Below are 12,021 nucleotides of genomic sequence, written 5' to 3'. Positions count from 1 at the left end.
ATCCGGAGGGTCGGCGGCGGCGGGTCCGGATGCCGCGGCTCGGCATCCGGCGCTCGTCACGGTCGCGGCGGGCACGGTCACCCCTTTATGTAGGGCTTGCCCGCGGCGGCGGGGCCGCGGATCTGCCCGGCGAAGCCGGCGACGGCGATGATGGTCACCAAGTACGGCAGCATCAGCATGAACTCGCTGGGAATCGGGGTCCGCAGCACGGTCAGGAGATTCTGCAGGTTCGTCGCGAAGCCGAAGAGCAATGCCGCGAGCGTCGCACGCACGGGGTCCCACCGGCCGAAGATCACGGCGGCCAGAGCGATGAAGCCAAGACCTGCGGTCATCTCCTTGGTGAACTGTCCGACCGACACCAGCGTGAAGTAGGCACCGCCGATCCCGGCGATCGCCCCGGCGAGCGAGACGTTCCAGAAGCGGCTCATGTTCACCTTGATACCCACGGTGTCCGCGGCCTGCGGGTGCTCGCCCACTGCCCGCAGACGCAGACCCCAGCGAGTGCGGTAGAGACCCCACGCGACCACGGCCACGGTGATGTACATGAGGTAGACGATGAACGTCTGGTTGAAGAGCACCGGCCCGATGATGGGGATCTCGCTGAGGACGGGGATCTCCCAGCGCGTGAAGCGCACCGGCCGATTCAGCTCCGCCTCGTTCGGAACGAGCAGCGCACCGTAGAGGAACCCGGTGAGACCCGTGACGAGGACGTTGAGCACGACACCGACGATCACCTGGTCGACGAGGTACTTGATGGAGAACGCCGCCAGGACGAATGCGACCAGGACGCCGCCGATCATCGCTCCGACAAGCCCGACGAAGGGGTTGTGCGTGATGCTCGCCAGCAGCGCGGCACTGAACGCGCCGAAGAGGAACTGCCCCTCGATCGCCACGTTGACGACACCGACGCGCTCGCCGATGACACCTCCGAGCGCACCGAAGATGAGGGGCACCGAGAGCGACAGCGACCCGAACAGCAATCCGGTGACCGGCACCAGACCGCCTGCCGAGGCCCACACCAGGAACGCGAAGATGGCGAGGAATCCGAACACGATCGGCAGCCAGATCCCGGTACGGCGATACGAGACGGCGTCCCAGAACGCCCACAACGTCAGCAGCACCAGGAGCGCGACCACGATCCAGCAGGTCAGCGCGGTGGGAACGCTGACATTGGGCAGTGCGATCGACGATCCGGGGTCGCCCAGCCGGAACGTCGAGACGCCGTTGCGCGGGACGAACAGGAAGAGCAGCGCGAGCAGCACGGTGGCGATCGCGAGCGTCACGGGCAGCTTGAGGTGGCGCACCTTCACCGTGGAGAGCTGGATCGTGCTGTCAGGCACGGGAGCCGAAGCAAGCGCGGTCATGCGGACACCGCCTTCTTCGCAGCCTTGGCTCTCGCCTTCGCGGCCTTCTCTGCGTCGGTCTTCGGCAGGAAGAAGATCGTGCGGACGAGCGGCGGCGCCGCAATGAACAGCACGATCAGCGACTGCACGACGAGCACGATGTCGACGGGGATCCCCTGCGAGGCCTGCATGGTGAACGATCCCGCCTTCAGCGCCCCGAACAGGATGCCCGCGGCGAACACGCCCCATGCCCGGCTGCGGCCGAGCAGCGCGACGGTGATCGCGTCGAAGCCGATGCCGGCATCGATCAGCCCGTCGAACCCGGCGGTGACCGAGCCCTGGATCTGGTTCATGCCGGCGAGGCCGGCGAGGCCGCCGGCGAAGAGCATCGCGTAGATGTACATGCGCTGCACCGAGATTCCGGATGCCCGTGCGGCATGCGGGTTCTCGCCGACCGCGCGCAGGCGGAAGCCGAGGCTCGAGCGCTCGACGAGCCACCACACGAACACCGTGGCCGCGATGACGATGATGAAGCCCCAGTCCAGGAGCGGGAAGCGGGGCCCGAGGAGGTCCGGGAACTGCGCGTTCGCGGGCGTCGCCGCCGAGATCGGCTGGCCGCCCGCGGGACGCTGCAGGATGCCGGGGGTGCGCACCATCCACGTCACGAGATAGAACGCGACGTAGTTGAGCATGATCGTGAGGATCACCTCGTGCGCACCCGTGCGGGCCTTGAGCACACCGACGATGCCACCCCAGATCGCGCCGCCGGCGATGCCCGCGGCGAGCGTCAGCGGGAGCTGGAGGAACATCGGAAGGTCGAGGTTGTACGTCAGCAGCGCCGCCGTCGCGCACGCGATGAGGATCTGGCCGCGGCCGCCGATGTTGAACAGGCCCACGCGGAACGCCAGCGCCACGCCGAGACCGGCGGCGATGAGTGGGGCGGCGAAGCCGAGGGTGTTGGTCAGCGGACGGATCTGCGTCGCGAAGTCGTTGGCGCGGGGGTTGAACACCGCGCCGCGGAACATCGCCTCGTAGCCGCCGTAGACCGCGCTCCAGATCGCTGCGAACGTGTCGCCCGGCCGGGCGAAGAAATAGCCGGCGGACTCCTGGACGTCTTCGTCGGTGAGCGCCATCAGGATGCCGCCCACGATCATGGCGACGACGATCGCGAGGACCGTCGTGACCCAGTTGCTGCGCAGCAGGTCCTTGATGAAGACGTTCTGCCGCGGCGGGGGCGGCACCTCGCCATCGACGGCGCCGGGCGCCTCGGGGGTCGGTGCCGGGATGTCGGGCGATCCGGTGAGGGGGCCGGAGACGGGCGGGAGCTGTTCGGGAGGCAGGCCCTTCAGCGGGTCGCCGCTCGCGGCGGGGATCTGACCGCTCACAGGGCCGCCTCCTCTGGCTTCTCGCCGGCCATCATGAGACCGAGAACGTCACGGGGGGTGTCACCGGGCACGATGCCCACGATCGCGCCGCGGTACATCACCGCGATGCGGTCGGCGAGCGCCGCGACCTCGTCGAGCTCGGTCGAGACCACGACGACGGGGATGCCGGCATCCCGCGTCTCGACGATGCGCTTGTGGATGAACTCGATCGAGCCGACGTCGACGCCGCGCGTGGGCTGCGCCGCGACCAGGATCTTGAGATCGCGACTCATCTCGCGGGCGATCACGACCTTCTGCTGGTTGCCGCCCGAGAGCGTTCCGGCGGGGACGTCGGCTCCCTGGGTCCGGATGTCGTACTCGGCGATGCGCGCTTTCGCGAAGTCGTCGAGCACTCCGCGGCGGATGGTGCCGCCCGACACGAAGGCCTTGTCGCCCGACCGGTCGAGGATCAGGTTCTCCGCGACGGAGAAGCTGCCGACCAGTCCGTCCTCGGTGCGGTCCTCGGGAACGAAACCGACGCCCTCGTCGAGGATGGCGCGCACGCTCCTGCCCACGAGCTCGACCCCGCTGAGCTCGATCGATCCGCTCACGCGGTCGGCGAGACCCACCATCGCCTCGATCAGCTCGGTCTGTCCGTTGCCCTGGACGCCCGCGACGGCCAGGATCTCCCCCGGGCGCACGTCGAAGCTGATGTCGTCGACGACGACGGTGCCGTCGGCGGTGACGACGCGGAGGTCGCGCACCTCGAGGCCGCCCGCGTCGGAGACCTTGGGCGCGTCCTTGTGCACGGTGAGCTCGACCGCGCGGCCGACCATGAGCGACGCCAGTTCGGCGTTGGACGCCGTCGGCGACGCCTCGCCGACGACCTTGCCCAGCCGGATGACCGTGATGCGGTCGGCGACCGCCCGGACCTCGCGCAGCTTGTGGGTGATGAAGACGATCGAGGTGCCCTCGTCGCGCAGCTGGCGCATGATCGCCATCAGCTCGTCGGTCTCCTGCGGGGTGAGGACCGCTGTGGGCTCGTCGAAGACGAGCACCTTCGCGTCGCGCGAGAGAGCCTTGATGATCTCGACGCGCTGCTGCACGCCCACGGGCAGGTCGCCCACGATCGCGTCGGGATCCACCTCGAACCCGAATCGCTCTGCGACCGCGCGGACGTGCTGGCGGGCCTTGCCCAGGTCGAGCGCTCCGAGCGCCTTCGTGTCCTCGTGGCCGAGCATGACGTTCTCGGCGACGGTGAAGACGGGAATGAGCATGAAGTGCTGGTGCACCATCCCGATGCCGGCGTTCATCGCGTCGCCGGGGCCCCGGAAGTGCTGGACGACGTCGTCCAGGAGGATCTCCCCCTCGTCGGCCTGGTAGAGGCCGTAGAGCACGTTCATGAGCGTGGACTTGCCGGCGCCGTTCTCGCCGAGGAGAGCGTGGATCTCACCGGGCTGGACCACGAGATCGATGTGGTCGTTGGCGACGAGGGACCCGAAACGCTTCGTGATCCCACGGAGCTCGAGCTTCATATCTGCACCCTATATATCCAGTCGGCCATGGCGCCATCAGGTGTGCGCGCCGGTGGGCTCGGAAGAACGCGGCCGGGTGGAGTCTCGTCCACCCGGCCGCGTGCTGTGTCTCCTGCTGCCTTACGGCGAGCTGGGCGAGGTCACCTCGAGCTCACCCGAGATGATCTGCTCCTGCAGCGTGGCGAGCTCGTCGGCCAGACCCTCGGGAAGCTGCGACTCGAACGAGCCGAAGCCCGACAGGCCGACGCCCTCGTTCTCGAGCGTGCCGACGTACGGGGTCACGTCGAACTCGCCGGTGGAGGCCTCCAGGGTCGCCTGGTAGACGGCCTCGTCGATGCGCTTCATGATCGACACCAGCACCATGTCGGCGACCGACGGGTCGGCGACCGCGAGGTCGGAGTCGACGCCCAGCATGACCGTGCCCGTGCCACCGTCGGTGATGGCGTCGCGCGCGCTCTGGTAGATCGGGCCACCGACCGGGAGGATCACGTCGACGCCCTGGTCGAGGATGCCCTGCGCGGTCTGCTTGGCGGTGTCGTTGGCGGCGAAGCCACCGGTCATCGAGCCCTGCTGGGCCTCGACGTCCCAGCCGTAGGTCTCGACCGCGGCGCCCTTGTCTTCGTTGTACTTCTCGACGCCGTCGACGAAGCCGTCCATGAAGATCGTGACCGGCGGGATCGGGATGCCGCCGAACGTGCCGACCTTGTTGACGCCGGCGTTCGCGGACCACGCGGCCGCGGCGTAGCCGCCGAGGTACGCGGCCTGGACCGTGTCGAACATGAGCGGCTTGATGTTGGGGGCGTCGGTGGTGCCGTCGCCGATGTCCTTGCCGTCGTCGTCGGTGGCGCCGGTGTTGTCGGCCCAGTCGTCGATGATCGCGTAGCTGACCTCGGGGTTCGCGTTCGCCGAGGCGATCGTGTCGGCGGACAGCTTGAAGCCGACCGACACGATGAACGTGCAGCCCTCGGCGATCAGGTTCTCGAGGTTCGGGGCGTAGTCGTTGGCCGAGCTCGACTCGACCTCGATGGCCTCGACGCCCAGCTCGTCGGCGGCGCGCTCCATGCCCTCGAGCGCGGACTGGTTGAACGACTTGTCGTTGAACCCGCCGTCGTCCGAGACGAGGCAGGGGGTGAAGCCCTCGACGACGTTGCCGGCGTCGCCCGTGGGGTCCGTCTCCTCAGGGGCGGAGCCGCAGCCCGCGAGGGCGATCAGCAGGCCCGCGGCGGCTGTGACGCCGACGAGCTTCTTGGTGCGTGAGATGGTCAACTCAGCCTCCACTACGTTCCCCCGCGTCCTTCACGGGGACTGCACAAAGTTACCCACTGTGACGGCGCGTTTGCGTACTCCAGAGGCCCCTGTTCGCGAAAGGTTACAAAGACGCAATCTGGGGGCGATGAGGAGAGCGGATGCCGCCGCCCCAGCCCTGCCGTGCACGCCGGTGTCCGCGCGCCTGCTGACGGCTGGTGCGCGCGAATGCGCGGCCGGTCAGAGGACCTCGCCGCGCCCGCTCAGCTTGAGTGCGTCGACGACGCCCTTCACGCGCTGCGCGTGCTCGCTCGTGGTGACCAGGAGCGCGTCCTCGGTGTCGACGACGACGATGTCGCGCACGCCGATCAGGCTGATGACGCGTCGCGTCTGGCTGACCACGATGCCGCTGGCGGCGTCGGACAGGATGCGCGCGTTCTCGCCGAGGATCGCGAGGTCGTTCTTGCGGCCGTGCGAGTTGAGCTTGGCGAGGCTCGCGAAGTCTCCGACGTCGTCCCAGTCGAAGTGGCCGGGGATGACGGCGAGGCGGCCCTTCGCGGCCGCCGGCTCGGCGACCGTGTAGTCGATCGCGATCTTCTTGAGCGTCGGCCACACCCGGTCGACGACCGGTCCGCGCTCCTCGCGGTCGTCCCACGCCTCGGCGAGGTCCATCAGCCCCGCATACAGCTGCGGCTCGTTCTCGGCGATCTCGCCGAGGAGCACGTCGGCGCGCGAGATGAACATGCCCGCGTTCCAGAGGTAGTTGCGGTCGGCGAAGTACTCCTTCGCGGTGTCGAGATCGGGCTTCTCCACGAAGCTCTCCACCAGCGCGGCCTCGGGCGCGCCGTCGATCGACAGCGCGTCGCCCTTCTTGATGTAGCCGAACCCCACCGACGGCTCGGACGGCTGGATGCCGATGGTGCAGATGTACCCCTCACGCGCGGTGGCCACCGCCTGGTTCACCGCCCACTCGAACAGCTGCGGCACGCGGATGACGTGGTCCGCGGCGAACGAGCCGATGATGACGTCCGGCTCACGGCGCGAGAGGATCGCGGCGGCGAGGCCGATCGCGGCCGTGGAGTCACGGGGCTCGGATTCCAGAAAGACGTTCTTGTCGGCGATGCCGGGGAGTTCCCGCTCCACCGCCGCGCGGTGCGCGCGGCCCGTCACGACCGCGATGCGGTCGGGGCCGGCGAGCGGCTCGAGCCGGTCCCAGGTGTCGCGCAGCAGGGTGCGCCCCGAGCCGGTGAGGTCGTGGAGGAACTTCGGCGCGTCGGCACGCGACAGCGGCCACAGCCGGCTGCCGATGCCGCCTGCGGGAATCACGGCGTAGAAGTCGTCGATGGGTCCTGGCATGCCTCTGAGGCTACCGCCGAACCCGCGCGCGCGAGGGCGGCCGACCTCGCGGCCGGCCGCCGTCGCACCCGATTCAGCCGCGCCGCGGAGAAGTGCCCGGGGTCGCTTGGCGCAGCGACTCGAGCATCGCGTCGAAAGCGGGCTTCGGCGAGTAGTCGTCCTCGAGGATCGTCGCCCAGCCCTCACCGGGGAACACGTCGGGAACCCACGAGTTGGCGTCCGGGAATCCCCACACCGTGAACGAGGAGCAGGCGGTCACATTCAGGCACGCCGTCAGCATGGCGTCGTAGCGCTCGGCCTGCACGGCGACCTGCTCGGGCGTCGGGCCGGTCTCACCCTCCTGCAGCGGGATGCGCACGTCCGCCTCGGTCACCGCCACCTTCAGTCCCAGCGCGGCGAAGCGCTCGAAGTTCGCCTGGATCGAGGTGTCGAAGCCGTAGAGCAGGCTGAGGTGGCCCTGGGCGCCGAAACCGCCGAGCGGCACGCCGTCGGCCAGCATCCGCTGTGCGAGCGCGTAGTACGCGTCGGTCTTCTCGTTGATGCCCTCCGCGTTGTAGTCGTTCAGGAACAGCACAGCCTCGGGGTCGGCTTCGTGCGCCCAGCGGAACGCGTCCTCGAGGAGCGCGATCGGGTCGGCGGCACAGGCCTTGAGGAACGGGTTCGCCTCGGTGCGCAGCCGCACCCCGCCGTTGTCCCAGGTGTCCTGGAAGATCTCGTTCGCGACATCCCACTCGTAGATCTCGCCCTTGAAGTGGCCCACCACGGTGCGGATGTGGTCCTCGAGCACCGCACGTGCCTGGTCGCACGTCCACGTCTGGCTCGCCGCGGTGACCCACGCCGGGTTCTGGCTGTGCCACAGCAGCGTGTGCCCGCGCACCTGCTGGTGGTTGGCCTTGGCGAAGGCGACCAGCGCGTCGGCGGACGCGAAGTCGTATACGTCCGGAGCCGGGTGGACGGCATCCCACTTCATGTCGTTCTCGGGCGTGAGCGACGAGAACTGGGCGCTGAGGACCTGCTGGTACTCGGTGGGGGCGCTGCGGTCGTAGTCGACGAGGTCCCGCTGGCCCCAGACGGCGCTGCCGATGGCGAGATCGCGCGGCGCCTGGTTGCGCAGGGTGTCCTTGTCGGCGTGGCTGTACCCGGGCGGCTCGGCATTCGCTGCCGTCGCGCCCAGGAGAGGGAGTACGAGGGCAGCGGCGGCCGTGGCCACCAGAAGTGATCGGACAGATCGGCGCATGGGGAACTCCTGACATCGTTGTCGGTCATACGCATCGCCGGAGCGGCACATATGTTCTTGCGTACAACAAACGCTAGGCGGCGCTTTGGGGCAGGGCAAAAGGTTTCGGTGCGTTTTCCACGGGACCGCCGACGCGCTCCGAGATCTCTCGACGTCGAGAGAAGTTAGGACCACCTAATCTCCCACTGCAGCGCGACGGGAATAGGATGGTCGCAGCGCCCGCGTGACGCCGACGGCCCGAAGCGCACCGTTACGGGCCCTCTTCGGGGGCCGTCCTCGCAGTCAGAGGTCAGCCCCACCGTGTTTCGATCCAAGGAGGACGGCCGTGTCTGCACCAGCACGCGTCACACCGTCGGTATCCGAGACCACCTCCCGAGTTCCCCGCGGCACGCTGTATCGCGGGAACGAAGGCATGTGGTCGTGGGTGCTGCACCGCATCACCGGCGTCGCGATCTTCTTCTTCCTGCTCGTACATGTCCTCGACACGGCCCTCATCCGGGTCTCGCCCGAGGCGTACGACGCGGTCATCGGCACCTACAAGAACTGGGTGATGGCCCTCGGCGAGGTCGCACTCGTCGGCGCCATCGCGTACCACGCCTATAACGGACTGCGCATCATCCTGGTCGACTTCTGGTCGTGGGCCACCCGCCACCAGCGCCAGCTGTGGTGGGGCGTCCTCGGGCTGTGGGTCGTGACGATGCTCGGCTTCACGCCGCGTCATCTCATGCTCGCCTTCGCTCCGGGAGGAGGTCACTGATGACCACGATCGCCGACCCCCGCGCCCCGTACTCCCCGGTCCGGCGCAAGGGCCCCAACCTCGAGAAGTGGGGCTGGATCTACATGCGCGCCTCGGGCGTGCTGCTCGTGGTCCTCATCTTCGGCCACCTGTTCGTCAACCTCATGCTCGGCGAGGGCATCCACGGCATCGACTTCGCCTTCGTCGCGGGCAAGTACGCATCGCCGTTCTGGCAGTGGTGGGACGTGCTGATGCTGTGGCTCGCGCTGATCCACGGCGCCAACGGCATGCGCACGATCGTCAACGACTACGTGACGCACCCGACGACGCGTCGCGTGCTGGTGTGGGTGCTGTGGCTCGCCGCGGCGTTCCTCATCGTGCTGGGCACGCTGGTCGTGTTCACCTTCGACCCGTGCATCGGCTTCGACTCCGAGACCGCCTCCGACCTCATCATCGGAATCTGCGCATAGCGTTCGGGCGCCCCCCGAGCATCGACCACCGAAAGCATCCAGCGTGAGCACTGAGACCCCTACCGGCACCGAGAGCACTGCAAGCTACGTCAAGGACGGCGTCCACTACCACCAGTTCGACATCGTCATCGTGGGAGCCGGCGGGGCCGGCATGCGCGCGGCCATCGAGGCCGGGCCGGGTGCGAGGACGGCAGTCATCTCGAAGCTGTACCCGACGCGTTCGCACACCGGCGCGGCGCAGGGAGGCATGGCGGCGGCGCTGGCCAACGTCGAAGAGGACTCGTGGGAGTGGCACACCTTCGACACCGTCAAGGGCGGTGACTACCTCGTCGACCAGGATGCGGCCGAGATCCTCGCCAAGGAGGCCATCGACGCGGTCATCGACCTCGAGAACATGGGCCTGCCGTTCAACCGGACGCCCGAGGGCAAGATCGACCAGCGGCGCTTCGGCGGCCACACCGCCGACCACGGCAAGACCCCGGTCCGCCGCGCCTGCTACGCCGCCGACCGCACGGGTCACATGATCCTGCAGACGCTGTTCCAGAACTGCGTGAAGCTGGGCATCAACTTCTTCAACGAGTTCTACGTGCTCGACCTCATCACGGTCGGCGAGGGCACGGACAAGCAGATCGCGGGCGTCGTGGCCTATGAGCTGGCCACCGGCGAGCTGCACGTCTTCCAGTCGAAGGCCGTGATCTTCGCGACCGGCGGCTTCGGCAAGATCTTCAAGACGACCTCGAACGCGCATACCCTCACCGGCGACGGCGTGGGCATCATCTGGCGCAAGGGCCTCCCGCTGGAAGACATGGAGTTCTTCCAGTTCCACCCGACCGGACTCGCCGGGCTCGGCATCCTGCTCACCGAAGGAGCCCGCGGCGAGGGCGCGATCCTGCGCAACGTCTCGGGCGAGCGCTTCATGGAGCGCTACGCGCCCACCATCAAGGACCTCGCGCCGCGCGACATCGTCAGCCGCTGCATGGTGCAGGAGGTCGCCGAAGGCCGGGGCGCCGGCCCGCACCGCGACTACGTGCTGCTGGACTGCACGCACCTCGGCGCCGAGGTGCTCGAGACGAAGCTCCCCGACATCACCGAATTCGCCCGCACCTACCTCGGCGTCGACCCCGTGGTCGATCCGGTGCCGGTCATGCCCACCGCGCACTACGCGATGGGCGGCATCCCGACCAACAATGACGCGCAGGTGCTGAGCGACAACACCACCGTCGTGCCGGGCCTGTACGCCGCCGGCGAATGCGCCTGCGTCTCGGTGCACGGCTCGAACCGCCTCGGCACGAACTCGCTGCTCGACATCAACGTGTTCGGCAAGCGCGCCGGGCGCAACGCGGTCGAGTACGTCAAGACCGCCGACTTCGTGCCCCTCCCCGAGGACCCCGCCGCCGAGGTGCGCGGACTCATCGAGGGCCTGCGCGACAACCAGGGCACCGAGCGGATCGCCGTGCTCCGCAAGACGCTCCAGGACGAGATGGACCGCAAGGCCCAGGTCTTCCGCACCGACGAGTCACTCGGCGAGGTGCTCGAGGTCATCGAAGAGCTGCGCGAGCGCTTCAAGAACGTGCACGTGGATGACAAGGGCAAGCGCTACAACACCGACCTGCTCGAGGCCGTCGAGCTCGGCTTCCTCCTCGACATCGCCGAGGTCGTCGTCGTGACCGCGAAGAACCGCAAGGAGAGCCGCGGCGGCCACATGCGCGACGACTTCCCGAAGCGCGACGACGAGAAGTACATGCAGCACACCATGGCGTACCTGTCGGGGGATGCCGGGTCCTCGCATTCCGAGGACCACATCCGCCTCGACTGGAAACCCGTCGTCTTCACGAAGAACGAGGCGGGCGAGTTGCGCTACCCACCGTTGGAGAGGAAGTACTGATGTCGACCTCGGTCACCGACGTCATCGAGCGCACCGACGCGGATGCCCCTACCCGCGCGGAGGAGACCACGAACGACACCGGCATCCAGTCGTTCCTGGTGACGTTCATCATCCGCCGGTTCAACCCGGAGGTCGACGAAGAGCCGCGCTGGGTCGACTACGACGTCGAGCTGTACTCGACCGACCGCGTGCTGGACGCCCTGCACAAGATCAAGTGGGAGGTCGACGGGTCGCTGACGTTCCGTCGCTCGTGCGCCCACGGCATCTGCGGCTCGGACGCGATGCGCATCAACGGCCGCAACCGGCTCGCGTGCAAGACCCTCATCAAGGATCTCGACATCTCGCAGCCGATCTACGTCGAGGCGATCAAGGGCCTGCCTCTCGAGAAGGACCTCGTCGTCGACATGGAGCCGTTCTTCGCGTCGTACCGCGAAGTGCAGCCGTTCCTCATCGCGAACTCGAAGCCCGAGCCCGGCAAGGAGCGCATCCAGTCGATCGTCGACCGCGAGGTCTTCGACGACACCACGAAGTGCATCCTGTGCGCGGCGTGCACCTCGTCGTGCCCGGTGTTCTGGACCGATGGGCAGTACTTCGGCCCCGCCGCGATCGTCAACGCGCACCGCTTCATCTTCGACTCGCGCGACGACGCCGGCGACGTCCGCCTCGACATCCTCAACGATAAGGAAGGCGTGTGGCGCTGCCGCACCACCTTCAACTGCACCGAGGCGTGCCCCCGCGGCATCGAGGTGACGAAGGCGATCGCCGAGGTCAAGCAGGCCGTCCTGCGCGGACGCGCGTAGACGCTCTGCCCGATTCGCCTCGCGGATGCCGCGGCGCAGCGGGGTGCGGC

At 68.3% G+C, this 12,021-nt stretch carries 10 protein-coding genes; 4 read left to right on the top strand and 6 right to left on the bottom strand.

Annotated features, from left to right (window positions below; genetic code table 11):
- Positions 1-77 precede the first annotated feature (77 nt).
- From ACI3KX_RS07050 to ACI3KX_RS07025, 6 genes are all read right to left on the bottom strand, one after another.
- Positions 78-1,364, bottom strand: a complete 1,287-nt coding sequence (locus ACI3KX_RS07050) for an ABC transporter permease (RefSeq protein ID WP_363357920.1) — start codon at positions 1,362-1,364, stop codon at positions 78-80.
- Entirely contained in the window at positions 1,361-2,728 is a 1,368-nt protein-coding gene (locus ACI3KX_RS07045) for an ABC transporter permease (protein WP_404909050.1), read from the bottom strand. The genes ACI3KX_RS07050 and ACI3KX_RS07045 overlap by 4 nt, the downstream gene beginning before the upstream one ends.
- The gene (locus ACI3KX_RS07040) at positions 2,725-4,242 is read right to left on the bottom strand and encodes an ABC transporter ATP-binding protein (RefSeq protein ID WP_363357922.1); all 1,518 of its coding nucleotides are present in this window, start codon (positions 4,240-4,242) and stop codon (positions 2,725-2,727) included. The genes ACI3KX_RS07045 and ACI3KX_RS07040 overlap by 4 nt, the downstream gene beginning before the upstream one ends.
- 120 nt (positions 4,243-4,362) lie before the next feature.
- A complete protein-coding gene (locus ACI3KX_RS07035) occupies positions 4,363-5,508 on the bottom strand; it encodes a BMP family ABC transporter substrate-binding protein (protein WP_349426730.1) in 1,146 nt (381 codons plus the stop codon).
- Positions 5,509-5,727: 219 nt separating this feature from the next.
- Complete coding sequence (locus tag ACI3KX_RS07030; protein ID WP_363357923.1) at positions 5,728-6,843, bottom strand: mannose-1-phosphate guanylyltransferase; 1,116 nt, start codon at positions 6,841-6,843, stop codon at positions 5,728-5,730.
- Positions 6,844-6,916: 73 nt separating this feature from the next.
- Complete coding sequence (locus ACI3KX_RS07025; RefSeq protein ID WP_363357924.1) at positions 6,917-8,080, bottom strand: endo-1,4-beta-xylanase; 1,164 nt, start codon at positions 8,078-8,080, stop codon at positions 6,917-6,919.
- Positions 8,081-8,405: 325 nt separating this feature from the next.
- On the opposite strand from ACI3KX_RS07025, the gene sdhC reads away from it, so the two are divergent.
- The 4 genes from sdhC to ACI3KX_RS07005 are packed head-to-tail and all read left to right on the top strand — an operon-like array spanning position 8,406 to position 11,971.
- Positions 8,406-8,837: a succinate dehydrogenase, cytochrome b556 subunit gene (gene sdhC / locus ACI3KX_RS07020; RefSeq protein ID WP_349426727.1), complete on the top strand. Its 432-nt coding sequence runs from the start codon at positions 8,406-8,408 to the stop codon at positions 8,835-8,837.
- Positions 8,837-9,286, top strand: coding sequence for a succinate dehydrogenase hydrophobic membrane anchor subunit (locus ACI3KX_RS07015; protein ID WP_349426726.1), 450 nt, complete (start codon positions 8,837-8,839; stop codon positions 9,284-9,286). Before sdhC ends, ACI3KX_RS07015 begins: the two co-directional genes overlap by 1 nt.
- A 43-nt stretch (positions 9,287-9,329) precedes the next feature.
- Positions 9,330-11,171, top strand: a complete 1,842-nt coding sequence (sdhA, locus tag ACI3KX_RS07010) for a succinate dehydrogenase flavoprotein subunit (RefSeq protein ID WP_404909044.1) — start codon at positions 9,330-9,332, stop codon at positions 11,169-11,171.
- Positions 11,171-11,971, top strand: coding sequence for a succinate dehydrogenase iron-sulfur subunit (locus tag ACI3KX_RS07005; protein ID WP_404909041.1), 801 nt, complete (start codon positions 11,171-11,173; stop codon positions 11,969-11,971). Before sdhA ends, ACI3KX_RS07005 begins: the two co-directional genes overlap by 1 nt.
- The last annotated feature ends 50 nt before the right edge of the window (positions 11,972-12,021 follow it).

It is taken from the genome of Microbacterium sp. ZW CA_36, from assembly GCF_044987475.1.
Taxonomy (GTDB): Bacteria; Actinomycetota; Actinomycetes; order Actinomycetales; family Microbacteriaceae; genus Microbacterium.
The sequence above is the reverse complement of the archived record's forward strand: the minus strand, read 5'-3'. Positions and strand labels throughout refer to the sequence as shown.

Coding starts and splice junctions, on each gene's coding strand:
- ACI3KX_RS07050 (WP_363357920.1), bottom strand. CDS start 1,364: ATGACCGCGCTTGCTTCGGCTCCCGTGCCTGACAGCACGATCCAGCTC.
- ACI3KX_RS07040 (WP_363357922.1), bottom strand. CDS start 4,242: ATGAAGCTCGAGCTCCGTGGGATCACGAAGCGTTTCGGGTCCCTCGTC.
- ACI3KX_RS07030 (WP_363357923.1), bottom strand. CDS start 6,843: ATGCCAGGACCCATCGACGACTTCTACGCCGTGATTCCCGCAGGCGGC.
- ACI3KX_RS07025 (WP_363357924.1), bottom strand. CDS start 8,080: ATGCGCCGATCTGTCCGATCACTTCTGGTGGCCACGGCCGCCGCTGCC.
- ACI3KX_RS07015 (WP_349426726.1), top strand. CDS start 8,837: ATGACCACGATCGCCGACCCCCGCGCCCCGTACTCCCCGGTCCGGCGC.
- ACI3KX_RS07005 (WP_404909041.1), top strand. CDS start 11,171: ATGTCGACCTCGGTCACCGACGTCATCGAGCGCACCGACGCGGATGCC.